The organism is Klebsiella sp. 64, assembly GCF_018223915.1.
In the GTDB taxonomy this organism is placed as follows: Bacteria; Pseudomonadota; Gammaproteobacteria; order Enterobacterales; family Enterobacteriaceae; genus Klebsiella; species Klebsiella pneumoniae.
Genome location: NZ_JAGRQZ010000027.1, coordinates 37,133 through 61,220 on the forward strand (window position 1 = coordinate 37,133; position 24,088 = coordinate 61,220).

Consider the following 24,088-nt stretch of genomic DNA (forward strand, 5'->3'; position numbering starts at 1 on the left):
CTGTTTCGTCATTGTGCTCGCATTTCTGCCGGGTGGCGGCTTTCGCCTTACCCGGCCTACGAAAGACTTCAATATCAAACCGTTATGCAGTTATCTGTAGGCCCGCGCAAGCGCAGCGCCGCCGGGCAATTCCTGAAGATTGCACATTATCAGCAGTTTGAGAGAGGGCATCGCCCTCTCTTTTATTATGGTTCACGCTTGTTGCGCTTTACTGTTTCGGCTCGGCGACCACGGTGCTTCCCACGCCGCGGTTATTGTACTCCCACATGCGGTTGAAGCCGTTGTCGTTGAGGTTGCGCTGCAGATTGCCTTTGTCATCGGCGCTGCCGGTGTTGCCGCTGAACGGGCGGCCGGAGCCTACCGCCGCCGCCCACGGCTGGGCAATATTAAAGCCTTCATTGATAGCGCTGTCGCGGATCACCACTTGGCCATTGCTGTTGCCATCGACGTCCAGCGCGCGGCCGAGCTGCGCGACGTTATCCCCGGAGGCGGTGAAGCGGCTGTTGGTCGCCAGGAAGCCGTAGGTCACGCTCTTCAGAGTAGCCGGCGCGAAGACGTAGGCCTCTTTCTGGGTACGGGAATTCACCACGCGGAAATCGGTGTTATCAAACACCACCGCGCCGCGGCCGGAAACGATATCCACATCGCCTTCAATGTAGCTGTTGGTCACCAGGGTGCGGGTCTGACGGTTGTCCTGCAGACGGTTTTGCACGCCGCTGTTGGTCACGAAGAAGGTGTTCTGACGGCCAAGAATATTGACCTTATTGATCTGCACCTGGTCGCCATCGCTGCGCAATGCCACCGCCTGGTGGGTACCGGCGTCAACGCTGTCGCCGAGGTTGTTGGCGATGGTCAGGTTCTGCAGCTGCAGACCATTATTCTGTGACCAGAAGACTGCGGAACACATTACGCCGACGGTCGCCGCGGATTTGCTTTGGCAACTGTCGAACATATACCACGCCGGTTTACCCGGCATATATTTACCGCCTGGATTGACCAGACGACGCCAGGTGTTGCGATCCATCTCGGAATCAATGGCTTCGCTGATTTTCACGTCGATTGGCTTATCGCCAGTACCATACAGGGTCAGGGCGCCCGGCGCCGCCGGAACGTAGACGGTTCCCGGGTACTCGCCCGGCATAATCGCGATATACAGACGACGGTTAGAGTGACGGGCAATTGCCGCATCCACCGCCGCCTGAATGGTGGTATGGGTTACGCCCTGGGTTCCCGCAGGGCCGACGATAAAGTCAGGCTGCGCCGGCAGGCTGATAGCAGACGGCGTCCAGGCGGCGGCGTTGGGAGCCAGCGACTGGAAATAGGCCGCCGGCGTGAAGTTTTTCGCTTCTTCGGCGTTGAGTATGGGACGCGCGGTAGTGCCCGGTGCAGTCTGCGTTGAGGGCTGTTGATCGGCAGGCGTCGAGCTACAGGCGGACAGCGTCACGCCGAAGGCCAGCGCCAGCGCCAGACGGGAAACGGAATATGTGTTCATGTTGCTCCGGGCAAAATTAAGCGTAGTGAAATACCCCGGCTGAAACGCCAGGGTATAAGTCCTTTAAAACCTGCTGTTTTATACTAACTTGAACGAAACGGGAAGACGTGGACGGAAAAACTTACCGTCTTTACGCAACGCGCAGCCCTGCCGGATGGTCTTTAGTCACAAAAAAATAACATTTCCCTGCGCTATTGTTGACTTTACCGGCGTTATGAAAATAAATGTCTATACAACCCATGACAAGTTAAACGCTATGACTGAAGCCACTTCCGAACTCGTTATCTGGCGAAACGGGCGTCTCGCCACCCTGAACCCCGATCACGCTCAACCTTACGGCCTGCTGGAGCGCCATGCGCTGCTGGTGCGCGACGGCCGCATCGCGGCGATTGTCGCCGAAGATGACGTCCCCAGCGGGCGCAGTATCGATCTTGAAGGCCGGTTGGTAACGCCGGGATTAATCGACTGCCACACCCATCTCGTCTTCGGCGGCAGCCGGGCCCAGGAGTGGGAGCAGCGGCTGAACGGCGTGTCGTATCAAACCATCAGCGCCAGCGGCGGCGGCATTAACTCCACCGTGCGCGCCACGCGCGACAGCAGCGAAGCTGAACTACTGGCGCTGGCCCAGCCGCGTCTGGAACGCCTGCTGCGTGAAGGGGTGACCACCCTGGAGATCAAATCCGGCTACGGCCTCGACCTGCCAAACGAACGCAAAATGCTGCGGGTCGCCCGACAACTGGCCGATCATAATGGCGTGGAACTGTCGGCGACGCTGCTCTCCGCCCACGCCACGCCGCCGGAATATCAAGGCGATGCTGACGGCTATATTACGCTGGTCTGCGAGACCATTTTACCGACGCTGTGGCAGGAGGGACTGTTTGAAAGCGTTGACGTCTTCTGCGAAAACGTCGGCTTCAGCCCGCAGCAAACTGAGCGCGTCTTTCAGGCGGCGCAGGCGCTGGGCATTCCGGTAAAAGGCCACGTTGAGCAGCTCTCGTCGCTGGGCGGCGCGCAGCTGGTGAGCCGCTATCATGGGCTTTCCGCCGACCATATCGAGTATCTGACGGAAGAGGGCGTGGCGGCGATGCGCGAAAGCGGCACCGTGGCAGCCCTGCTCCCCGGCGCGTTCTACTTTCTTAATGAAACCCGTAAACCGCCGGTCGAGCTGCTGCGCAAGTACCAGGTGCCGATGGCGGTGGCGACCGATTTCAACCCCGGCACCAGCCCCTTCGCCAGCCTGCATCTGGCGATGAACATGGCCTGCGTCAAGTTTGGCCTGACGCCGGAGGAGGCGTGGGCCGGCGTGACGCGCCATGCCGCGCGGGCGCTGGGGCGCCAGGCCAGCCACGGCCAGCTGGCGCCGGGCTTTGTCGCTAACTTCGCCATCTGGGATGCTGAGCATCCCGTCGAGATGGTGTATGAGCCGGGGCGCAGTCCGCTCTGGCATCGCGTTGTTCAAGGAGAATTGCAATGATGCTGTGGCAAGCTACGCCAGCCAGTCTCTGGCAGGGACGCGACGACAGCGCGGAAGCGCCCAATGCGCTGCGCCTGTTCCAGACCATCGCCCGCGCGGAACGCTTCGCGCCGCAGGAGATGCCCGGCGATATCGCGCTGCTCGGCTTCGCCTGTGACGAAGGGGTCCGGCGTAACAAGGGGCGTACCGGGGCAGCGGACGGCCCGGCGACCCTGCGCCGGGCGTTGGCCAATATGGCCAGCCATCAGGGTCATGACCGCTGCGTGGATATGGGCACCATCAGCGTCGACGGCGAGCAGTTAGAAGCCGCGCATCAGGCGCTGCGCGAGGCGGTGGCCGACTGTCAGCGGGCGGGTAAACGCACGCTGGTCCTGGGCGGCGGCCACGAGACGGCCTTCGGCCACGGCGCTGGGGTACTGGATGCCTTCCCAGGCGAAAAAGTGGGCATTATTAATCTCGATGCGCATCTGGATCTGCGCTTTGCCGACTGCGCCAGCTCCGGGACGCCGTTCCGCCAGTTGGCGCTGGAGTGTGACGCGCAGCAGCGCGGTTTTCACTATACCTGCATCGGGGTTAGCCGGGCGGCGAACACCCAGGCGCTATGGGATGAAGCGGCGCGCCGCCAGGTGGCTATCGTTGAAGATCTGGAGGTGCTGACAGCCTTCGAAACTCGCGTGTTGCCGGAGCTTGAGCGCAATATCGCGCAATTCGACCGTCTGTATCTGACTATCGATCTCGACGTGCTGCCGGCGCGAGAAATGCCGGCGGTGTCGGCCCCGGCGGCGCTGGGCGTGCCGCTGGCCACGCTGCTGCGCATCGTTGAACCGCTGTGCCGCAGCGGTAAGCTGCAGGCGGTGGATCTGGTGGAGTTTAACCCGCTGTTTGACATTGACGGTCAGGGCGCTCGCACGGCGGCCCGTGTGGCATGGCAAATCGCCCATTGGTGGCGCTAGCGATCCGCGCTATTATTTTCGTTTCGCCGCTCCGCTTATTATGCATAAGGAAAGCCAGGCCATGTTTGCACAACAACCTCGTTCCGCGCCCGCGCCTTTCTATGAAAAGGTGAAGCAGGCGATCAGCGAAAAGATCCACAGCGGCGTCTGGCGACCGCATGACCGTATCCCGTCGGAAGCTGAGCTGGTGGCCCAGTTCGGCTTCAGCCGAATGACCATCAATCGCGCGCTGCGTGAGCTGACGGACGAAGGCCTGCTGGTTAGGTTGCAAGGGGTGGGAACCTTTGTCGCCGAGCCGAAAGGGCAGTCGGCGCTGTTCGAGGTGCGCAGTATTGCCGCAGAAATTGTCGCCCGTCACCATCAGCACCGCTGTGAGGTACTCCTGCTTGAGGAGACCCGGGCGGATCATATTCAGGCGACGGCGCTCAGCGTCCCGGAAGGCACCCGCATTTTTCACTCGCTGATGGTGCATTACGAAAACGAGGTGCCGGTGCAAATCGAAGATCGCTGCGTCAATGCCGCAGTGGTCCCGGACTATCTGCATCAGGACTACACCGCCACCACGCCCCATGATTACCTGTCGCTGATCGCGCCGTTAACTGAAGGTGAACACATTGTTGAAGCGGTGCAGGCCACGGCGGAAGAGTGCGCGCTGCTGCATATTCACGCCCACGATCCGTGCCTGCTGATCCGTCGCCGCACCTGGTCGACAACCCACATCGTCTCCCACGCGCGCCTGCTGTTCCCCGGTAGCCGATATCGTCTGCAGGGGCGCTTTGGCTCCTGATCCACGCTGGCGTCAGCAAAACGTGATTGCTGACGCAATATAACAAAATTGTATCATTTCTGTTAAATCCTGGCTTGCGCATGCTTGTATAGACAAGCATATGTATCTACGTAAACAACGTTCATTGTCAGGAGAAACCCCGATGTCGCAAAGCAAATATCGCCAGCTGGACGTCCGTGCGCCAACAGGCACGACGCTGACCGCGAAGAGCTGGCTGACCGAAGCCCCGCTGCGTATGTTAATGAATAACCTTGATCCCGATGTCGCCGAAAACCCGCACGAGCTGGTGGTCTATGGCGGTATTGGTCGCGCAGCGCGCAACTGGGAATGCTATGACGCTATCGTGAAGGCGCTGAAGAACCTGGAAAGCGATGAAACCCTGCTGGTGCAGTCCGGGAAGCCGGTGGGCGTATTCAAAACCCATGAAAACTCACCGCGCGTGCTGATCGCCAACTCCAACCTGGTCCCGCACTGGGCCACCTGGGAACACTTTAACGAGCTGGATGCCAAAGGGCTGGCGATGTACGGCCAGATGACGGCCGGCAGCTGGATCTACATCGGCAGCCAGGGCATCGTGCAGGGTACCTACGAAACCTTCGTCGAAGCCGGTCGCCAGCACTACCAGGGCAGCCTGAAAGGCCGCTGGGTATTAACCGCCGGTCTGGGCGGCATGGGCGGCGCGCAGCCGCTGGCCGCGACGCTGGCCGGCGCCTGCTCGCTGAACATCGAATGTCAGCAGAGCCGCATCGATTTCCGTCTGCGTACCCGCTACGTGGATGAGCAAGCCACCTCGCTGGATGACGCCCTGGCGCGCATCAAAAAATACACCGCCGAAGGGCAGGCCATCTCTATCGCGCTGTGCGGCAACGCCGCGGAGATCGTACCGGAGCTGGTGAAGCGCGGCGTGCGCCCGGATATGGTCACCGACCAGACCAGCGCCCACGACCCGCTGCATGGCTATCTGCCGAAAGGCTGGAGCTGGGAAGAGTATCAGCAGAAAGCCGAATCCGACCCGCAGGGCACTATTCTGGCGGCGAAACGCTCGATGGCCGATCACGTGCAGGCGATGCTGGCCTTCCATGAGATGGGGGTCCCAACCTTCGACTACGGCAACAACATCCGCCAGATGGCGCAGGAAGTGGGCGTCAGCAACGCCTTCGATTTCCCGGGCTTCGTGCCGGCCTATATCCGCCCGCTGTTCTGCCGCGGTATCGGCCCGTTCCGCTGGGTAGCGCTGTCCGGCGATCCGCAGGATATCTACAAAACCGACGCGAAAGTGAAAGAGATCATTAAAGATGATCAGCATCTGCACCACTGGCTGGATATGGCGCGCGAGCGCATCAGCTTCCAGGGACTGCCGGCGCGTATCTGCTGGGTCGGTCTGGAGTGGCGGCAAAAGCTCGGTCTGGCGTTTAACGAAATGGTGCGCAGCGGCGAAGTCTCCGCGCCGATCGTCATTGGCCGGGATCACCTTGACTCCGGCTCCGTCGCCAGCCCGAACCGCGAAACCGAAGCGATGCGCGATGGTTCTGATGCGGTCTCCGACTGGCCGCTGCTCAACGCCCTGCTCAATACCGCCAGCGGCGCGACCTGGGTGTCGCTGCACCACGGCGGCGGGGTAGGCATGGGCTTCTCGCAACACTCCGGGATGGTTATCGTCTGCGATGGTACCGATGAAGCGGCGGCGCGTATCGCCCGCGTCCTGCGCAACGACCCGGCCACCGGCGTCATGCGTCATGCCGACGCGGGGTATGAGATTGCCATTGAATGCGCAGCAGAACAGGGTCTGAATCTTCCGATGGTGGCGGCAACGCAGGGGAACGCTAAATGAAATCTTTAACTTTGATCCCGGGTCAACTCAGCCTGTCGCAGCTCCGCGACATCTACAGCCACCCGGTAAATATTACCCTCGACAGCGGCGCGTTTGCCGCCATTGACGAGAGCGTGGCCTGCGTCAACGCCATCCTTGCCGAAGGGCGTACCGCCTACGGCATCAACACCGGTTTTGGCCTGCTGGCGCAGACCCGTATCTCGACGGAAGATCTGGAGAACCTGCAGCGTTCGCTGGTGCTGTCCCATGCGGCGGGCGTTGGCGAGCCGCTGGACGATGATCTGGCGCGGCTGATTATGGTGCTGAAGATTAACAGCCTGTCCCGCGGTTTCTCCGGGATCCGCCTGAGCGTGATCCAGGCGCTGATTGGCCTGGTGAATGCCGGCGTGACGCCGTGGATCCCGGCCAAAGGCTCCGTCGGCGCTTCCGGCGACCTCGCGCCGTTGGCGCATATGTCGCTGACCCTGCTCGGAGAAGGTAAAGCGCGGGTACGCGGCGGCGAATGGCTGCCGGCCACCGAAGCGCTGCGTCAGGTGGGGCTGGAGCCGATTACCCTGGCGGCGAAAGAGGGGCTGGCGCTACTCAACGGCACCCAGGCCTCGACCGCTTTTGCCCTGCGCGGTCTGTTCGAAGCCGAGGATCTGTTCGCCTCCGCGGTCGTCTGCGGGGCGTTAACCACCGAAGCGGCGCTGGGCTCACGTCGTCCGTTTGATGCGCGCATCCATGAAGTGCGCGGCCAGCGCGGGCAGATTGATGCGGCGGCGCTGTATCGCCACCTGCTGACCGACGATAGCGCGATCTCGCAGTCGCACCATAACTGCAGCAAGGTGCAGGACCCGTACTCCCTGCGCTGCCAGCCGCAGGTGATGGGCGCCTGCCTGACGCAGATCCGCCAGGCGGCTGAGGTGCTACTGGCTGAAGCCAACGCGGTCTCCGATAACCCGCTGGTCTTTGCCGCCGAAAATGACGTCATCTCCGGCGGTAACTTCCATGCCGAACCGGTGGCGATGGCCGCGGATAATATCGCGCTGGCGATCGCCGAAATCGGCTCGCTCTCCGAGCGCCGCATCGCGCTGATGATGGACAGCCATATGTCGCAGCTGCCGCCGTTCCTCGTCAAAAATGGCGGCGTCAACTCCGGGTTTATGATTGCCCAGGTCACGGCGGCGGCCTTAGCCAGTGAAAACAAAGCGCTGTCGCACCCGCATAGCGTTGACAGCCTGCCCACCTCTGCCAACCAGGAAGACCACGTCTCGATGGCGCCGGCGGCCGGTCGCCGCCTGTGGGCGATGGCCGAGAACACCCGCGGGGTGCTGGCCGTTGAGTGGCTGGCGGCGGCGCAGGGGCTGGATATGCGCGAAGGACTGACCACCAGTCCGCTGCTGGAAGAGGCGCGTCACTTGCTGCGCGAACGCGTGCCGCACTATACGCAGGATCGCTACTTCGCCCCGGATATCGATAACGCCATTGCGCTTCTGGCGGCCCGTCACCTGACGCGTCTGCTGCCTGCCGTACTGCATTAATCACCGTTGTTCTCTGTACCCGCGTCGGGGGAAGTCATTCCCCCGACCGCCCTACACCGCATATTTGTCGTCATATAAAAAAATCAGGACACCTGTATATGCAACAACAACACAAGCCACATCTGCTGCGCGGGCTCAATGCCCGACACATTCGGTTTATTGCGCTCGGCTCCGCTATCGGCACCGGGCTGTTCTATGGCTCGGCCTCAGCCATCAAAGCGGCGGGCCCGGCGGTGCTGCTGGCCTATCTGATTGGCGGCGCGGCGGTGTTTATCGTCATGCGCGCGCTGGGCGAGATGGCGGTGCGCAACCCGGTTTCCGGCTCCTTCGGCAGCTATGCCCGCCAGTATCTCGGGCCGCTGGCCGGGTTTATTACCGGCTGGACCTACACCTTTGAAATGGTGATCGTCGCCCTGGCCGACGTCACCGCCTTCGGCATCTATATGGGATTGTGGTACCCCGATGTGCCGCGCTGGATCTGGATCCTCAGCATCATCTTCTTTATCGGCGCGATGAACCTGTGCAACGTGCGGGTATTTGGCGAGATGGAGTTCTGGCTGTCTCTGGTGAAGGTGGTGGCGATTATCGCCATGATGCTGGCGGGGGCGGGGATCATCTTCTTTGGCTTTGGCCACAGCTTCCCGGCCACCGGGCTGGAAAACCTCTGGAGCCACGGCGGCTTTGCCCCTAACGGCTGGCAGGGCGTTATCGCCTCGCTTGGCATCGTGATGTTCGCCTTCGGCGGGGTGGAGATTATCGGCGTCACCGCCGCGGAAGCGAAGGATCCTAAGAAGGTGATCCCGCAGGCCATCAATACCATTCCGCTGCGCATTATCCTGTTCTACGTCTGCACCCTGGCGGTACTGATGGCGATCTTCCCGTGGAACAGCTTTGGCGAACAGGGGAGTCCGTTTGTGCTTATTTTCGACGGTCTGGGGATCCCGGCGGCGGCGACCATCCTTAACATCATCGTGATCAGCGCCAGCATCTCGGCGATTAACAGCGATATTTTTGGCGCCGGACGCATGATGTACGGCATGTCGAAAGAGGGGCTGGCGCCGAAAAGCTTCCAGCGCATCGCCAGCAACGGTGTGCCCTGGATGACGGTGGTGGTCATGGGCGGCGCGCTGCTGGCGGCGGTGGTATTGAACTATCTGATCCCCGAGCAGGTATTTGTGCTAATTGCTTCGCTGGCGGCATTCGCCACGGTATGGGTGTGGCTGATGATTCTGCTATCCCATTTTGCCATGCGCCGCGGTTTGTCTGCCGAAGAGCGCAGCCAGATCGCCTTTCCCATTCCGTTCTGGCCGGTGGCGCCGCTGTTGACGCTGCTGTTTATGGGGCTGGTCATCGCCGTACTAGGGATGTTTGCCGAAACGCGGATGGCGCTGATCGCCGGCCTGGTCTGGCTCGGGCTGCTGACGGTGGTGTGGTATGCGCGGGTGCGTAAAACGGCGCTGCAGGTAGCCACTGAACAGTAAGATCAATTTCCCCGGTGGCGCTGCGCTTACCGGGGCTACAAATGGCACGGACCGTAGGCCGGGCAAGGCGTCAGCCGCCGCCCGGCATAAAAGCGGCTCCGTGCCCGCGGCAATCGCCCGGCGGCGCTGCGCTTGCGCGGGCCTGGGGGTATTGTAGATACTGCTATCGGCTTGTAACGGTTTTAATCCGGTAAAAACAGTTGTTTTGTATTAATTCCGAGCACATTGCGCTCCCGAAATGTCTTCTACGTTATGTTACTCATGGCGCAGGGAGCGCACAGGGGGCGGCCAGTCGCCGCCGCCCCCTGTACCCCCGGGCTCTGGCCGCCAAAATCGCCACTTCGTGGTGCCTTCGACTTATCCCTGCAGGCTTCGGGTCGGGCCGAGGCAGCGTCCTTGCAAAACCCGGCCCTCAGCCCGCATCCATGCGGGCTGCCCCGGCCTTCCGGGAACGTCTCAGCGATGTTGAGGCCGCCAACAACGGCAGTTTCAGCGGCCCCATGTTCGGCGGCGATTCACATACTGGGTCTGGACCCCGTAGGCCGGGTAAGGCGTCAGCCGCCGCCCGGCAAAATAACCGCGCAATAGCACCGTAGGCCGGGCAAGGCGTTAGCCGCCGCCCGGCATAAAAGCGGCTCCGTGCCCGCGGCAATCGCCCGGCGGCGCTGCGCTAGCATGGACGTGGGGGTAGTGTAGGTCGGGTAAGCGCAGCGCCACCCGAAAAACAAATGGCGCCGCGGGTACCCCGGATAAGGCGCAAGCCGCTATCCGGGGAAGATTAACTGAACAGGGCGGTGATGGAGGCGCTGGCGAGGGAATGGAAATGGACGTTAAAGCCGACCATCGCGCCGCTGGCCTCAGCATCCACCTCAATTTTCTCGACGTCCAGGGCGTGGACGGTGAAGATATAGCGGTGGGTTTCGCCCTTCGGCGGCGCCGCGCCGCCGTAGCCTGCCTTACCAAAATCGGTGCGGGTCTGAACGGCCTCTTCCGGCAGCTCCGCCTGACCGGAACCGGCCCCTTGCGGCAGGACGCGGGTATCGGCCGGCAGGTTAGCGACCACCCAGTGCCACCAGCCGGAGCCGGTCGGCGCATCCGGATCGTAGCAGGTCACCACAAAGCTTTTGGTTCCTGCGGGCACATCATCCCACATCAGATGCGGCGAAATATTGTCGCCATCGTAGCCCATGCCGTTGAAGACGTGACGATTAGGCAGCTTACCGCCGTCCTGGAGATCGTGACTGATCAGTTTCATGCTTCATCCTCATTGATAATGCGCTGATTAACAAAGAAGTGTAGCCTTCCCGACGACGCAATTCCGCTATTTATTCGCTAAAAAATGTTTCGTCCTGCACTGCCTGGTTGACCGCACGGGTCAGGCGGGTCAGCTGCTCGGGCGTGATGATGTACGGCGGCATCAGATAAATCAGCCGGCCAAACGGACGGATCCAGACTCCCTGCTCGACGAAAAAGCGCTGCAGGGTGGCCATGTTGACCGGGCGACGGGTTTCAACCACGCCAATAGCGCCCAGCACGCGGACGTCCGCGACCAGCGCAGATCCCCGCGCCGGGGCCAGCTCGGCCTGCAGCTGGGCTTCAATCGCCGCCACCTGCGGCTGCCATTCGCCGCTCTCCAGCAGGCGCAGGCTTTCGCCGGCCACCGCGCAGGCCAGCGGATTGCCCATAAAGGTGGGGCCGTGCATAAAGCAACCGGCTTCGCCATTGCTAATGGTTTCAGCAACCGTTCGGGTAGTGATGGCGGCGGAAAGGGTCATGGTGCCGCCGGTCAGCGCTTTGCCCAGACACAGAATGTCGGCGGTAATCCCGGCGTGTTCACAAGCGAACAGCTTGCCGGTGCGGCCAAAGCCGGTGGCAATCTCATCGGCGATCAGCAGTATCCCTTCCCGGTCGCACATTTTACGCACCCGCTTCAGCCACTCCGGATGGTACATCCGCATGCCGCCCGCCCCCTGGACGATAGGTTCGAGGATCACCGCGGCGATTTCGTGACGATGCGCGGCCATCAGGCGGGCAAACGGTACCATATCCATCTCGTCCCACTCGCCGTCGAAGCGGCTTTGCGGCGCGGGGGCGAACAGGTTATCCGGCAGGTAGCCCTGCCACAGGCTGTGCATCGAGTTCTGCGGATCGCAGACCGACATCGCTCCAAAGGTATCCCCGTGATAGCCGTTGCGGAAGGTCAGAAAACGACGACGTGGTTCGCCTTTAGCCTGCCAGTACTGCAGCGCCATTTTCATCGCCACCTCTACCGCCACTGAACCGGAGTCGGCGAGGAAAACGCACTCCAGCGAGGCCGGGGTCATCGCCACCAGCTGACGGCATAGCGCAACTGCCGGCGGATGGGTGATCCCGCCGAACATCACGTGCGACATTTGGTCAATTTGTCCCTTCAGCGCCGCATTGAGGCGTGGGTGATTGTAGCCATGGATCGCCGCCCACCAGGAAGACATACCGTCAACCAACTGTTCGCCGCCGGCGAGGGACAGCTCGCAACCGTGGGCGGACACCACCGGGTAGACCGGCAGGGGGGAAGTCATAGAGGTGTAGGGGTGCCAGATGTGGCGCCGATCGAAAGCGAGATCGTCCAGTGTCATAAGCGACTTGTAAACCATTTTGAAAACATTTAGGTTTACAAGTCTACACTGAACTTACTTACAATGAAACGTACACAAAATATTTCGCGCAGCATCGAGGCGGCAAGCGAGAACATCCCCAGGAGCATAGTTCACTATGTGACTGGGGTGCGCGAGTGCAGCCAACAAAGAGGCTGTGTGAAATAGGAAGTGTACGACCTTTTGGAGAGGAAAATGGCTCACCAACCTCGCTGGACAATGTCGCAAGTAACGGAATTATTTAATAAACCGCTGATCGATCTGCTATTCGAAGCACAGCAAATCCATCGTCAACACTTTGATCCGCGCCAGGTGCAGGTCAGCACCCTGCTGTCGATCAAAACCGGCGCCTGCCCGGAAGATTGTAAATATTGCCCGCAGAGCGCACGCTACAAAACCGGCCTCGAAGCCGAGCGCCTGATGGAGGTTGAGCAGGTGCTGGAATCAGCGCGCCAGGCGAAAAACGCCGGCTCCACCCGCTTCTGCATGGGCGCGGCGTGGAAAAACCCCAATGACCGCGATATGCCTTACCTGGAGCAGATGGTGAAAGGGGTGAAGGCGCTGGGGCTGGAGTCCTGTATGACGCTCGGCACCCTGACCGACAGTCAGGCGCAGCGCCTGGCCGAAGCGGGCCTCGATTACTACAACCACAACCTTGATACCTCGCCGGAATTTTACGGCAACATCATCACCACCCGCACCTACCAGGAGCGCCTGGATACGCTGGATAAAGTGCGTGATGCTGGGATCAAAGTCTGCTCCGGCGGCATCGTCGGGCTGGGAGAGAGCGTAAAAGATCGCGCCGGACTGCTGCTGCAACTGGCTAATCTGCCGACCCCGCCGGAGAGCGTACCGATCAACATGTTGGTGAAGGTCAAGGGCACGCCGCTGGCGGATAACGACGACGTCGACGCTTTCGATTTCATCCGCACTATCGCCATCGCGCGCATCATGATGCCCACCTCCTACGTGCGTCTCTCCGCCGGCCGCGAGCAGATGAACGAGCAGACCCAGGCGATGTGCTTTATGGCCGGGGCGAACTCGATTTTCTACGGCTGCAAGCTGCTGACCACGCCGAACCCGGAAGAGGACAAAGACCTGCAGCTGTTCCGCAAGCTGGGGATCAACCCGCAGCAGACGGCGGTGCTGGAAGGCGACAATGAGCAGCAGCAACGTCTGGAGCAGGCCTTACTCACCCCGGACACTGAGGAATATTACAACGCGGCGGCGCTATGAGCTGGCAGCAGCGAATCGATCGGGCGCTGGACGAGCGGCGGGCGGCGGAAGCTTTTCGCCGCCGCCTGCCGGTGACGCACGGCGCCGGGCGCTGGCTGGAGCGGGAAGGGGAGCGCTGGCTTAACTTCTCCAGCAATGACTATCTGGGCCTGAGTCAGCATCCGGCGATTATCGCCGCCTGGCAACAGGGGGCCACGCGCTATGGCGTCGGCGCCGGCGGCTCGGGCCACGTGAGCGGCTATAGCGAAGCCCACCGCGCGCTGGAAGAGGCGCTCGCCGACTGGCTGGGCTATCCGCGCGCATTGCTGTTTATCTCCGGCTTTGCCGCGAATCAGGCGCTGATCGCCGCCCTGGTGGAGAAAGACGATCGGATTGTCGCCGACCGCCTGAGCCACGCCTCTCTGCTGGAGGCCGCGAGCCTCAGCCCGGCGCAGCTGCGGCGCTTTACCCACAACGATCCGCAGCAGCTCGCGCAACTGCTGGCTAAGCCGCTGGCGGGCGAACAGTTGGCGGTCACTGAAGGCATTTTCAGCATGGACGGCGACAGCGCGCCGCTGGCGGCCATTCACGCCGCGACGCAGGCCGCAGGGGCAGTGTTGCTGGTGGATGACGCCCACGGTGTTGGCGTGGTCGGCGACGAAGGACGCGGGAGCTGCGCCGCGCAGGCGGTGCGCCCTGAGCTGCTGGTGGTTACCTTCGGCAAGGCCTTCGGCGTCAGCGGCGCGGCGGTGCTGTGCGACGAAGCAATGGCCGATTATCTGCTGCAGTTTGCCCGTCATCTGATCTACAGCACCGCGATGCCGCCCGCCCAGGCGGTGGCGCTGAGCGCTGCCCTGGGGATCATTCGCAGCGATGAAGGGCGGCAGCGTCGCGACATCCTGGCCGCCCGCATCCGTCAGTTCCGTGAGGGGATGGGCGAGGTGTCTCTGGGGTTGACCGACTCCGTCAGCGCGATCCAGCCGCTGATCGTCGGCGACAACGCCCGGGCGCTGAACCTGGCCTGCCGTCTACGCGACGCGGGCTGCTGGGCAACGGCGATCCGTCCACCGACGGTGCCGGTCGGCAGCGCGCGTTTGCGCCTGACCCTGACAGCCGCCCATCATGCTGAAGACATTAACCGTTTACTGGAGGTGCTGCATGGCCACAGTGAATAAGCAGGCGGTGGCCGCGGCGTTTGGCCGGGCGGCCAGCGGCTATACGCAACATGATGAACTGCAGCGGCGCTGCGCCGATCTACTGCTGCGCCAGCTGGCGCGCCGCGATTTTGCGCAGGTGCTGGATGCCGGCTGCGGCCCCGGCAGTATGAGTCGCTATTGGCGTGAGGCGGGCAGCGTGGTGACCGCGCTGGATCTCTCCGCCGGGATGCTCGCCCAGGCGCAGCGTAACGACGCCGCGCAGCATTATCTGCTGGGAGATATTGAGGCGCTGCCGCTGCCGGACGCCTGCGTCGATCTGGCGTGGAGCAATCTGGCGGTGCAGTGGTGCGACGATCTACGGGCGGCAATTGGCGAGCTGTACCGGGTGGCGCGTCCCGGCGGCAGAGTGGCGTTTAGCACGCTGCTCGCCGACTCGCTGCCGGAGCTCAATCAGGCGTGGCAGGCCATCGACGACCGGCCGCATGCCAACCGTTTCCTTAGCGAAGCGGCGGTGCGCGCGGCGCTTAGCGGCCTGCGCGCGACCGGCGAGGTTCATCAGATTAGCCTGCCGTTCGCCGATGCGCTGAGCGCTATGCGCTCGCTGAAGGGCATCGGCGCCACCCATTTGCACCAGGGGCGGACCGCCGCCCCGCTTGGCCGCGGCAAACTGCGCGAGCTGCAGCTGGCCTGGCCGCAGCGGCAGGGCATCTGCCCGCTGACGTATTCTCTTTTTACAGGAGTCATTGAGCGTGACTAAACGTTTTTTTGTCACCGGGACCGATACTGAAGTCGGTAAAACCATCGCCAGCAGCGCCCTGCTGCAGGCGGCGAATCTGCTGGGTTTTCACACTGCCGGCTATAAGCCGGTGGCCTCCGGTAGCGAGCTTACCGGCGATGGGCTGCGTAATGAAGATGCGCTGGCGCTGCAGCGTCATAGTCGGGTCGCATTGCGTTACGACCAGGTGAACCCCTATACCTTCGCCGAGCCGACCTCCCCGCACATCATCAGCGCCGACGAAGGGCGGCCGATCGCCGCGGCCAGGCTCTCCAGCGGGCTGCGTGAGCTGGAAGGTCTCGCCGACTGGGTGTTGGTGGAAGGCGCCGGCGGCTGGTTTACGCCGCTCTCGGATTCCCTGACCTTCGCCGACTGGGCGCAGGCGGAACAGCTGCCGGTCATTCTGGTGGTGGGCGTTAAGCTCGGCTGTATCAACCACGCAATGCTTACCGCTCAGGCGGTACGCCAGGCGGGACTACCGCTGGCGGGGTGGATCGCCAATGACGTACAGCCGCCGGGCAAGCGCCACGCCGAATATCTGGCGACGCTGAAAAACCGACTGGCCGCGCCGTTCCTCGGCGAAATACCGTGGCTTGCCGATATCGCGCAGCGCGACGATCTCGGCCAGTATCTTGACCTCAGGGCGCTGGATCCGGCGTTATCCACTGCGCCAGCAGCGGCTCATTCAGCGCCATAATATCGCCTTCGGCGACGTTACGGCCCCGGTGCAAGACACAGAAGCGATCCGCCACCCGGCGGATAAAGGGCAGGTGCTGCTCGGCGAGCAGCACCGTCAGGCCGATATCGCGATTTAACCGCAGCAGCAGATCCGCCAGCTTTTGCAGGCAGCGCGGCCCTCTGCCGCGCGAGGGTTCATCAAGGATCAGCAGCCGCGGCTGGACGATCAGCGCCCTGGCCAGCGCCAGCTGGTACTGATCGTCGTCGCTCAGCGAGGCGCCTTTGCGCTGCCGTAGGGCATAGAGCTCGGGAAAATGCTCATAAATCTCGCCGCCGCTGGCGTTAGCCCCGGGTTTCCCGGCCGCCAGGGCGATGTGCAGGTTCTCTTCCACGCTGAGTTGGGAAAAAATGCGTTTATCTTGTGGCACGTAGCCGATACCAATGGCGCTGCGCGATTGAGCGGACAGGGGGGTGAGATCCTGCGGCGGGGCGCCAATGTCATGCCAGGTCATCCGGCCGCTAGCCACCGGCAGGTGGCCAGCAATGCAGTTAACCAGGGTGGTTTTTCCCATGCCCTCGCGTCCCAGTACGCCAATGCACTCTCCTGGGCGTAGTACTAGATCGACATTCCACAGCGAATGCTGGTTGCCGTAAAAGTGATTTACTGCCTGTAAATTCAACATGGACGTTTTCTCCTTATCCTGGCGTCAGGGCGACAGAAAGATGCTGCAAAACTCTTGCCAGGAAAAAGAACGCTCGGAAAAAAGCGCTAAACGCCGATACCATCGGGCCTCGTCAGCGCCGGGGCTGCACTTTTCCGGTGCCCGACGCTAAAGAGTGGTGCAAAAAGCAGCAAAAATCGAGCGGCTTTAAGCGGATAGTTATCAAAAATAGTTCGATAAAAATTTTTCGCCACGCGGTTGACCGCAAAAGGCGACAGGCGCCGGGCGGCGGTGGTCTTGGGCTGCGGACAGTTATCCACTATTCCTGTGGATAACCTTGTGTATTAGAGTTAGAAAACCTGCGGTAAGCTAGAGCGTACGCGGCTTGCGGCTGAATTGGCGCGAAAGGCGTCTTTTCTTTAAAGATCTTAAATATCAGCTTGTTAGATAAAATCAATGGGTGTAAGAAAAGCGTCATCTGCTGCCATAAAAGTTTCACCCGTCCGCTTGACAAATGTTAAAAGGTAAAATTTTCTGGGGATAACCCTGGCGGCCGGAGGATTATTCCGTCTGACGCGCGTTTTGCACCCAGCTTGCCGGCCAATAAGACCCTTTTGTGGCGTTATCATAAGTACGCACTGTTTAAATATCCAGTATAATTTATTGGCAAAAAACGGCCCGGGGGGTAGAATTAAACACCGGCCGCTAATTCTTTTTTCAGGTTCTGATTGATGAGTAAATCGTTTGTACTGCATTCCGCCTTTCGCCCCTCCGGAGACCAACCGGAAGCCATCCGCCGCCTGGAAGAGGGGCTGGAGGATGGGCTTGCGCATCAGACGCTACTGGGGGTTACCGGCTCCGGTAAAACCTTTACCATCGCCAACGTGATTGCCGACCTGCAGCGGCCGACGATGGTGCTGGCGCCAAACAAAACCCTGGCGGCTCAGCTCTACGGCGAGATGAAAGAGTTTTTTCCGGAGAATGCCGTCGAGTATTTCGTCTCCTACTACGATTACTATCAGCCGGAAGCCTACGTTCCCAGCTCAGATACCTTCATTGAGAAGGACGCCTCGGTAAACGAACATATTGAGCAGATGCGTCTGTCGGCCACCAAAGCGCTGCTCGAGCGGCGCGACGTAGTGGTGGTGGCGTCAGTCTCGGCGATCTACGGCCTCGGCGACCCGGACCTGTATCTGAAAATGATGTTGCATCTGACGGTCGGTATGCTGATTGACCAGCGAGCGATCCTGCGTCGTCTGGCCGAACTGCAGTATACCCGCAACGATCAGGCCTTCCAGCGCGGCACTTTTCGCGTGCGCGGCGAGGTGATCGACGTCTTCCCGGCGGAATCCGACGATATCGCCCTGCGCATTGAGCTGTTTGACGAAGAGGTCGAGCGTCTGTCGCTGTTCGACCCGCTCACCGGCCACGTCGAAGGGACGGTGCCGCGCTATACCATTTATCCCAAGACCCACTACGTAACGCCGCGGGAGCGCATCGTCCAGGCGATGGAAGAGATCAAGCTGGAGCTGGCGGAGCGGCGCAAGGTGCTGCTGGCCAACAACAAGCTGCTGGAAGAGCAGCGCTTAACCCAGCGTACCCAGTTTGACCTCGAAATGATGAACGAGCTGGGTTACTGCTCGGGCATTGAAAACTACTCGCGCTTTCTCTCCGGGCGCGGGCCCGGCGAGCCGCCGCCGACCCTGTTCGACTATCTGCCGGCGGATGGCCTGCTGGTGATTGACGAATCCCACGTCACGGTGCCGCAGATCGGCGGTATGTACCGGGGCGACCGGGCGCGCAAAGAGACGCTGGTGGAATACGGTTTCCGCCTGCCGTCGGCGCTGGATAACCGGCCGATGAAGTTTGAAGAATTCGAAGCGCTGGCACCGCAAACCATCTATGTGTCGGCGACCCCGGGCGCCTATGAGCTGGATAAATCCGGCGGCGAGGTAGTGGATCAGGTGGTGCGGCCGACCGGTCTGCTTGACCCAATCATCGAAGTGCGCCCGGTGGCGACCCAGGTCGACGATCTGCTGTCAGAGATCCGCCTGCGCACGGCCATCAACGAGCGCGTGCTGGTCACCACTCTCACCAAGCGGATGGCGGAGGACTTAACCGAGTACCTTGAGGAGCACGGCGAGCGCGTGCGCTATCTGCACTCGGATATCGACACCGTCGAGCGCATGGAAATCATCCGCGACCTGCGTCTTGGCGAGTTTGACGTGCTGGTGGGGATCAACCTGCTGCGTGAGGGGCTGGATATGCCTGAGGTGTCGTTAGTGGCGATCCTGGATGCGGATAAAGAGGGCTTCCTGCGTTCTGAACGCTCGCTGATCCAGACCATCGGCCGCGCGGCGCGCAACATCAACGGCAAGGCCATCCTCTACGGCGATAAGATCACCCCCTCCATGGCCAAAGCCATTGGCGAGACCGAGCGTCGACGGGAGAAACAGCAGCGCTACAACGAAGAGCACGGCATCGTGCCGCAGGGGCTCAATAAGAAAGTGGTGGATATCCTGCAGCTGGGCCAGGGCCTGGCGAAAACCAAAGCCAAAGGGCGCGGTAAAGCGAAGGCCGTTGAGCCTGCCGGGCTTAGCGCTGTGGATATGACGCCAAAAGCGCTGCAGCAGAAAATCCACGAGCTGGAAGGGCAGATGATGCAGCACGCGCAGAACCTCGAGTTTGAGGAGGCGGCGCAAATACGCGACCAGCTGCATCAGCTGCGCGAGCTGTTTATCGCCGCCTCCTGATTCTGGGCGCAGACTGGCGGAGTGGACGTGCGGGATATAGTGAAGGCGCGCTTCTCTTATCGTCCTGCTTGCCAGATAACAAACATTTGAGAAGAAAAAAGGCCGCGTTGCGGCCTTCTTAATGTTTGCTTAATCTCGCCAGGCGACACTATCTTCAACCTGATGAGGATAGCGCCCATGCAAAAAATTAACTTCCGTGAATATCTGGCGGTCGCCACCGCCCTGGTCATTATTGTTGCCTTCTTCCATCAATGGGTGCTGACGTTCTGACCCCCGCGCTGCGGGAATAGCACCCACGCGCGGACCCCTGGCCCTGGCTGTCGGTTATGCAAAAAAAACTGGGCGTCATGCAGCTGAGCGATGCGCGTGACGATGCTCAGTCCGAGGCCAATGCCGCCGTAGCGACTGTCCATGCGCACGAAGGCTTTACTGAGTTCGCCGCTTTTCGCCTCATCGATCCCCGGCCCTTCATCTTCCACCGCCATCACCGGCATCAGGCCCGCTTTCACCGACACGCGGATCGTCGACCCTTCAGGGCTGTAGCGGTGAGCATTCTCCACCAGATTGCGCAGGATCACGCGGATTAACGTCGCATCGCCAGAGACGACGGCCTCGTTTTCGATATCCATCAGCAGCAGCCGCTGCTGACGCTGCGCCAGCATAGCCTCCAGTTCGTCCTGCAGGGGTTTTACCACGTCATCCAGCAACAGCACCTGCTGGTAGCTGCCGGCGGAGAAGGACTGGCCGACGCGCGCCAGCTGCAGCAGCTGGGAAATGCTGGTGGTCATCTGATCGAGACGCTGGATCAGCGGGTCGACGCCCATGCCATGCACTTTCGCCAGCAGCTCAAGGTGCAGCCGCAGCCCGGCCAGCGGGGTGCGTAGCTCATGCGCCACGTCGGCGGTAAACAGCCGCTCGCGGTCGAGGGTCAGATTGAGGCGGGAAACCAACTGATTCAGGGCGGTGGTCACCGCCGTGACTTCGGGCACCGATTCGCTGAGTACGATAGGAGTGAGGTTGTCCGGCGTGCGGTTCTCCAGTTCGCTTTGCAGTCGTGAAAGCGGGCGGGTGATCTTGCGCACCGCCAGCATGCTGATATACAGCGCCAGGCCAACGATCAGCAGGCTCGGCACCAGCAGGCTGGCAACCGCTTCCCGTACCTCATGCTCCACATGTTTCTGGTTGTTGTGCCCTTCGATAGCGCTGGCCACCAGCAGCTGGATCTGCTCTTTGCTCTCATGCCATAGCCAGAAGACGCTTATCAGCTGGCAGACCACCAGGATGGCGCCGATGGTCAGCAGCAGCCGGTGGCGCATGGTCCAGGTTTCAGTTGCAAACAGAGCCATGGTCTATTCCGTGTCGATGTTGTTAGCCAGCATATAGCCAAAGCCCCGGACGGTGCGGATCCGCGATTTGCCAATCTTTTCGCGTAGGTTGTGAATATGCACTTCCAGGGTATTGGTCGCCGGCTCGTTGTCCCAGCTGTAAATGTCGTTGTAGAGGATCTCGCGATGCACCGGGCTACCGGCTTTCATCATCAGCCGCGACAGCAGGGCATACTCTTTCGGCGTAAGATCCAGCGCCGTTTCACCCAGCCACACCAGGCGGCGAGTGACGTTAAGGCGCAGATTGCCGACGCTGATTTCATTATCGCCCTGGTTGTTATGCCGGCGGAGCAGGGCGCGAATGCGCGCATTGAGTTCCTCCAGGGCAAAGGGTTTTACCAGGTAGTCATCCGCCCCGGTATCGAGACCGCTAATGCGATCCTCAAGCGTATCGCGGGCGGTGAGGATCAGCACCGGCTGGGTCATTTTCTCCCGCCGCATGCGGGAGAGAAAATGCAGCCCGTCTTCATCCGGCAGGCCGAGATCCAGCACGATCAGGCTGTAATGATTGCTGGCCAGCGATAGCGCGGCTTCGTGCGCGGTGGAGACGCCGTCGCACACGTATCCTTCACTTTGCATCGCCAGAATTAACCCCTGCAACAGCAGCGCATCGTCTTCAATGACTAAGATTTTCATCAACCAGCCTCTCTACATGGCGTTAAGATATCATCTGCCGCCTGGTACTCGCGGGTGCTGACGCCGAGCAGGCCGAGCAGGGTGGAGAACAGATTATCCTGCGAGTAATTCTCTTTTTGCGCCCGCTGCTGCAGACAGTGCGCGGAAATACCGTAGCGCTGCTGGTAGTCGGCGGAGAGCCACAGCGCCATCGGCACATGTTTCTGCGTTTCCGGCGCGATGGAATACGGCAGACCATGCAAATAGACGCCATCTTCTCCCAGCGATTCGCCGTGGTCGGACAAATAAACCAGGCTAGTGGTAAATTTATCCTGTTTAGATTGCAGTAGTTTTATCGCTTTATCAACGACATAGTCGACATAAAGGATGGTGTTGTCATAGGTATTGGTCAACTGCTCCCGGGTGCAGCCCTGGATCTCATTGGTGTCGCAGGTCGGCGTGAATTTGCGAAACGCCGCTGGATAGCGATTGTAGTACGTCGGACCGTGGCTGCCGATGGTATGCAGCACAATAATGCCATCCTGTTGCAGGTTATCGATATAGCTGTCGAGATTATGGAACAGGACGTCATCGTAGCACTCGCCATCGATGCACTGCCCGGTGAGCTTCAGGTCGGTGACGTTCTGGTGTGGTACCCGGTCGCAGGCGCCTTTGCAGCCGCCGTCATTATCGTTCCACAGCACCTGGATCCCTGCGCGTTGTAGAATATCCAGGACGCCTTCCTGATGGTGCGCCAGCTCTTCGTCATAATGCGCGCGCGGCATATTGGAGAACATGCACGGCACGGAAACTGCGGTTGCCGTGCCGCAGGAAGTGGTATGCGGAAAATAGATCACGCCGTCCTGCCGCATCAGCGGGTTGGTGTCGCGCAAATAGCCGCCCAGTGAGAAGTTATCCGCTCGCGAAGTCTCGCCGAGCACGACGATCGTCAGGTTCTTACGGGGAGCGTTATGCATCACCGCTTTCTGCGTGGCATCTTCGCCAATCTTCACCAGCGGCAGGTTGTCCATCCGATGATGAGCATACCAGGAGTTCACGGCCACAATGCTGTTGGAAGGGCTCAGGGATTTCACCAGCTCTTTGTTGTTACGGAACACCGAGGCGTAATCTTTGTAGAACAGCGCGGCCACCAGAATAATCAGCAGCGCCGAAACGGCGATATTGAGCAGGCGCATCGCCGCGCCGCGCCACCGCGTGGCGGGCTTACGGATTTTCACCCACCAGGCGATGAATACCGCCAAAACCCCGGAAAGGCCGAGGACGGCAATCATTTCGCCGGAGAGTAGAGCAAAGCTTTCCGCCGGAGTGGTGTCGAGGATATTGGTGATCATGCTGCGGTCGATCACCACGCCAAAGTTCCAGATGAAGTATTGCGCCGAGGCGCTGAGCAGAATGAACAGGCTAATCACCAGCCGGTCCAGCTTCAGGAACGAGGCGAGAGTGGTGAGGATATTCATCACGCTAATGGCCACGATCGGCATACTGAGAAATACCAGCCAGTTATGCAGGCTATTTACCGGCAGTAACGGGAAAACCTGGCGATAAAAAGCCAGGTTGAGACAGATACCGATATAGCAAGCAAAGAGAATCAGATAAGTCGTGCGGCTGACCACCGGCCGACGCAGAGGCAATAACGACATAATGCACACCCACAGAAAAAGATGAGGGTATAGTGCCAGCCCTATTTTAAGACAACCTTAAGATTTTAAGGTGCGCCGAAGTGGGCCGCTTCCGGCGCGCAGGATCAGCCCGGCAGCTGGATCGCTTTCTCCAGCGCCCCGCGGAGCAGCGCCCGGTCATGACGATAGGGAACGTCGCTGGCCTCCAGCGGCGTCTGGATCACCAACCGGTCGTCGATGCCGCTGATATCGGCTTTTGGACCGGCGATCACCGCATCCACCACCCGCTTGCCTACATAGCGCTCCATAATCGCGATGCGCTCCGCCAGCGACAGCCTCGCGGCCGGGCTATGCTCTTTGCCGAGGTTATCGATAAAAACCATCGGCGCCGGGGTGCGGCGCAACGCCTGGGCCATCTCGTCGAGCAACAGGATCGGCAGCAGGCTGGTGTAAAAACTGCCCGGCCCAATGAGGATCAAATCGGCTTCGGCAATAGCCTCCACCGCCTCGCGGGTGGCCGGTACCGGCGGGGTGAGCATCAGCTCCTGCGGCACATTATCAAGCTGATCAATATTCACTTCGCCATAAACTTCATGGCCTTCATGATCTAGCGCCATCAAATCCACCGGTTGTTCTGACATCGGGATCAGGAAAGCGTCCACTTTCAACAGGTTTCTGATCAAATTGATCGCCTCTAACGGCCGCACGCTCAGGTGATCCAGCGCCTTTAACATCAAATTTCCGAGGTTATGCCCGGAAAGCTCGCCGTTACCGCCAAAACGATACTCAAACATCGCCGACGCTACGCTCGGCTCGGCAATTAACTGATTGATGCAATTGCGCATATCGCCCCAGGCAATGCCACCTTCCGAACGACGGATCCGCCCGGTGGAACCCCCGTTATCGGTGGTGGTGACAATGCCGGTCAGCCGTGAGCCGAGCGAGGAGAGGGAGGACATCACCCGGCCCAAACCATGCCCGCCGCCGAGCGCTACCACCCGATCGAGGTCAGCGAATGTACGATTGCGCATAGA

General features: G+C 60.7%; 20 protein-coding genes. 11 read left to right on the forward strand and 9 right to left on the reverse strand.

Annotated elements, in window-relative coordinates; genetic code table 11:
- Nucleotides 1-208 precede the first annotated feature (208 nt).
- Nucleotides 209-1,492: a putative acyl-CoA thioester hydrolase gene (locus tag KHQ23_RS18915; protein WP_004142122.1), complete on the reverse strand. Its 1,284-nt coding sequence runs from the start codon at nt 1,490-1,492 to the stop codon at nt 209-211.
- A gap of 154 nt (nt 1,493-1,646) precedes the next feature.
- Here KHQ23_RS18915 and hutI point away from each other — a divergent pair, with 154 nt between their 5' ends.
- The 6 genes from hutI (at nt 1,647) to KHQ23_RS18950 (ending at nt 9,541) form a co-directional block, all read left to right on the forward strand.
- On the forward strand, nt 1,647-2,966 hold the full coding sequence (gene hutI, locus KHQ23_RS18920; protein ID WP_073553397.1) for an imidazolonepropionase: 1,320 nt from the start codon (nt 1,647-1,649) through the stop codon (nt 2,964-2,966).
- A complete protein-coding gene (hutG, locus tag KHQ23_RS18925; RefSeq protein WP_012737676.1) occupies nt 2,963-3,919 on the forward strand; it encodes a formimidoylglutamase in 957 nt (318 codons plus the stop codon). The genes hutI and hutG overlap by 4 nt, the downstream gene beginning before the upstream one ends.
- A gap of 61 nt (nt 3,920-3,980) precedes the next feature.
- Nucleotides 3,981-4,706 carry a histidine utilization repressor gene (locus tag KHQ23_RS18930; protein ID WP_002895358.1) on the forward strand — a complete coding sequence of 242 codons (726 nt, stop codon included), beginning with the start codon at nt 3,981-3,983 and terminating at the stop codon, nt 4,704-4,706.
- A 142-nt stretch (nt 4,707-4,848) separates the two neighbouring features.
- Entirely contained in the window at nt 4,849-6,537 is a 1,689-nt protein-coding gene (gene hutU / locus KHQ23_RS26370; protein ID WP_032421124.1) for a urocanate hydratase, read from the forward strand.
- Nucleotides 6,534-8,060, forward strand: a complete 1,527-nt coding sequence (hutH, locus tag KHQ23_RS18945; protein ID WP_021468185.1) for a histidine ammonia-lyase — start codon at nt 6,534-6,536, stop codon at nt 8,058-8,060. The genes hutU and hutH overlap by 4 nt, the downstream gene beginning before the upstream one ends.
- 98 nt (nt 8,061-8,158) lie before the next feature.
- Nucleotides 8,159-9,541 (forward strand): amino acid permease, encoded by a 1,383-nt coding sequence (locus tag KHQ23_RS18950; protein WP_004147672.1) that lies wholly within the window; start codon nt 8,159-8,161, stop codon nt 9,539-9,541.
- A gap of 778 nt (nt 9,542-10,319) precedes the next feature.
- Here the strand turns inward: KHQ23_RS18950 and KHQ23_RS18955 are convergent.
- Together KHQ23_RS18955 and bioA are read right to left on the reverse strand one after the other, a co-directional pair.
- Nucleotides 10,320-10,796: a kinase inhibitor gene (locus tag KHQ23_RS18955; RefSeq protein WP_002895575.1), complete on the reverse strand. Its 477-nt coding sequence runs from the start codon at nt 10,794-10,796 to the stop codon at nt 10,320-10,322.
- Nucleotides 10,797-10,866: 70 nt separating this feature from the next.
- Nucleotides 10,867-12,156 (reverse strand): adenosylmethionine--8-amino-7-oxononanoate transaminase, encoded by a 1,290-nt coding sequence (bioA, locus tag KHQ23_RS18960; RefSeq protein ID WP_026005843.1) that lies wholly within the window; start codon nt 12,154-12,156, stop codon nt 10,867-10,869.
- A 213-nt stretch (nt 12,157-12,369) separates the two neighbouring features.
- Here bioA and bioB point away from each other — a divergent pair, with 213 nt between their 5' ends.
- From bioB to bioD, 4 genes are read left to right on the forward strand one after another with little or no spacing between them, the layout of a single operon-like run.
- The gene (bioB, locus tag KHQ23_RS18965) at nt 12,370-13,410 is read left to right on the forward strand and encodes a biotin synthase BioB (protein ID WP_002895580.1); all 1,041 of its coding nucleotides are present in this window, start codon (nt 12,370-12,372) and stop codon (nt 13,408-13,410) included.
- The gene (bioF, locus tag KHQ23_RS18970; RefSeq protein ID WP_020317287.1) at nt 13,407-14,564 is read left to right on the forward strand and encodes an 8-amino-7-oxononanoate synthase; all 1,158 of its coding nucleotides are present in this window, start codon (nt 13,407-13,409) and stop codon (nt 14,562-14,564) included. The genes bioB and bioF overlap by 4 nt, the downstream gene beginning before the upstream one ends.
- Nucleotides 14,548-15,303, forward strand: coding sequence for a malonyl-ACP O-methyltransferase BioC (gene bioC / locus KHQ23_RS18975; protein WP_004142100.1), 756 nt, complete (start codon nt 14,548-14,550; stop codon nt 15,301-15,303). Before bioF ends, bioC begins: the two co-directional genes overlap by 17 nt.
- The gene (gene bioD, locus KHQ23_RS18980) at nt 15,296-16,018 is read left to right on the forward strand and encodes a dethiobiotin synthase (protein ID WP_009486308.1); all 723 of its coding nucleotides are present in this window, start codon (nt 15,296-15,298) and stop codon (nt 16,016-16,018) included. The genes bioC and bioD overlap by 8 nt, the downstream gene beginning before the upstream one ends.
- Here the strand turns inward: bioD and KHQ23_RS18985 are convergent.
- Complete coding sequence (locus KHQ23_RS18985; protein WP_032411914.1) at nt 15,960-16,682, reverse strand: ABC transporter ATP-binding protein; 723 nt, start codon at nt 16,680-16,682, stop codon at nt 15,960-15,962. The genes bioD and KHQ23_RS18985 overlap by 59 nt on opposite strands.
- 86 nt (nt 16,683-16,768) lie before the next feature.
- Nucleotides 16,769-16,981, reverse strand: coding sequence for a hypothetical protein (locus KHQ23_RS18990; RefSeq protein ID WP_032411915.1), 213 nt, complete (start codon nt 16,979-16,981; stop codon nt 16,769-16,771).
- A gap of 411 nt (nt 16,982-17,392) precedes the next feature.
- On the opposite strand from KHQ23_RS18990, the gene uvrB reads away from it, so the two are divergent.
- Entirely contained in the window at nt 17,393-19,414 is a 2,022-nt protein-coding gene (uvrB, locus tag KHQ23_RS18995; protein ID WP_023282311.1) for an excinuclease ABC subunit UvrB, read from the forward strand.
- A 248-nt stretch (nt 19,415-19,662) separates the two neighbouring features.
- Here the strand turns inward: uvrB and pmrB are convergent, their stop codons facing one another.
- From pmrB to yvcK, 4 genes are all read right to left on the reverse strand, one after another.
- On the reverse strand, nt 19,663-20,760 hold the full coding sequence (gene pmrB, locus KHQ23_RS19000; protein WP_023282312.1) for a two-component system sensor histidine kinase PmrB: 1,098 nt from the start codon (nt 20,758-20,760) through the stop codon (nt 19,663-19,665).
- Nucleotides 20,761-20,763: 3 nt separating this feature from the next.
- Nucleotides 20,764-21,435 carry a two-component system response regulator PmrA gene (gene pmrA / locus KHQ23_RS19005; protein WP_002895659.1) on the reverse strand — a complete coding sequence of 224 codons (672 nt, stop codon included), beginning with the start codon at nt 21,433-21,435 and terminating at the stop codon, nt 20,764-20,766.
- A complete protein-coding gene (gene eptA / locus KHQ23_RS19010; protein ID WP_032421129.1) occupies nt 21,435-23,075 on the reverse strand; it encodes a phosphoethanolamine transferase EptA in 1,641 nt (546 codons plus the stop codon). The genes pmrA and eptA overlap by 1 nt, the downstream gene beginning before the upstream one ends.
- A 104-nt stretch (nt 23,076-23,179) precedes the next feature.
- The gene (gene yvcK, locus KHQ23_RS19015; protein ID WP_004142092.1) at nt 23,180-24,085 is read right to left on the reverse strand and encodes a uridine diphosphate-N-acetylglucosamine-binding protein YvcK; all 906 of its coding nucleotides are present in this window, start codon (nt 24,083-24,085) and stop codon (nt 23,180-23,182) included.
- Nucleotides 24,086-24,088 lie beyond the last annotated feature (3 nt).

What these genes read in the sequence shown, in the direction of transcription:
- KHQ23_RS18915 (WP_004142122.1), bottom strand. Translation starts at nt 1,492, where the DNA reads ATGAACACATATTCCGTTTCCCGTCTGGCGCTGGCGCTGGCCTTCGGC.
- hutI (WP_073553397.1), top strand. Translation starts at nt 1,647, where the DNA reads ATGGTCTTTAGTCACAAAAAAATAACATTTCCCTGCGCTATTGTTGAC.
- hutG (WP_012737676.1), top strand. Translation starts at nt 2,963, where the DNA reads ATGATGCTGTGGCAAGCTACGCCAGCCAGTCTCTGGCAGGGACGCGAC.
- KHQ23_RS18930 (WP_002895358.1), top strand. Translation starts at nt 3,981, where the DNA reads ATGTTTGCACAACAACCTCGTTCCGCGCCCGCGCCTTTCTATGAAAAG.
- hutU (WP_032421124.1), top strand. Translation starts at nt 4,849, where the DNA reads ATGTCGCAAAGCAAATATCGCCAGCTGGACGTCCGTGCGCCAACAGGC.
- hutH (WP_021468185.1), top strand. Translation starts at nt 6,534, where the DNA reads ATGAAATCTTTAACTTTGATCCCGGGTCAACTCAGCCTGTCGCAGCTC.
- KHQ23_RS18950 (WP_004147672.1), top strand. Translation starts at nt 8,159, where the DNA reads ATGCAACAACAACACAAGCCACATCTGCTGCGCGGGCTCAATGCCCGA.
- KHQ23_RS18955 (WP_002895575.1), bottom strand. Translation starts at nt 10,796, where the DNA reads ATGAAACTGATCAGTCACGATCTCCAGGACGGCGGTAAGCTGCCTAAT.
- bioA (WP_026005843.1), bottom strand. Translation starts at nt 12,156, where the DNA reads ATGACACTGGACGATCTCGCTTTCGATCGGCGCCACATCTGGCACCCC.
- bioB (WP_002895580.1), top strand. Translation starts at nt 12,370, where the DNA reads ATGGCTCACCAACCTCGCTGGACAATGTCGCAAGTAACGGAATTATTT.
- bioF (WP_020317287.1), top strand. Translation starts at nt 13,407, where the DNA reads ATGAGCTGGCAGCAGCGAATCGATCGGGCGCTGGACGAGCGGCGGGCG.
- bioC (WP_004142100.1), top strand. Translation starts at nt 14,548, where the DNA reads ATGGCCACAGTGAATAAGCAGGCGGTGGCCGCGGCGTTTGGCCGGGCG.
- KHQ23_RS18985 (WP_032411914.1), bottom strand. Translation starts at nt 16,682, where the DNA reads ATGTTGAATTTACAGGCAGTAAATCACTTTTACGGCAACCAGCATTCG.
- uvrB (WP_023282311.1), top strand. Translation starts at nt 17,393, where the DNA reads ATGAGTAAATCGTTTGTACTGCATTCCGCCTTTCGCCCCTCCGGAGAC.
- pmrB (WP_023282312.1), bottom strand. Translation starts at nt 20,760, where the DNA reads ATGGCTCTGTTTGCAACTGAAACCTGGACCATGCGCCACCGGCTGCTG.
- pmrA (WP_002895659.1), bottom strand. Translation starts at nt 21,435, where the DNA reads ATGAAAATCTTAGTCATTGAAGACGATGCGCTGCTGTTGCAGGGGTTA.
- eptA (WP_032421129.1), bottom strand. Translation starts at nt 23,075, where the DNA reads ATGTCGTTATTGCCTCTGCGTCGGCCGGTGGTCAGCCGCACGACTTAT.
- yvcK (WP_004142092.1), bottom strand. Translation starts at nt 24,085, where the DNA reads ATGCGCAATCGTACATTCGCTGACCTCGATCGGGTGGTAGCGCTCGGC.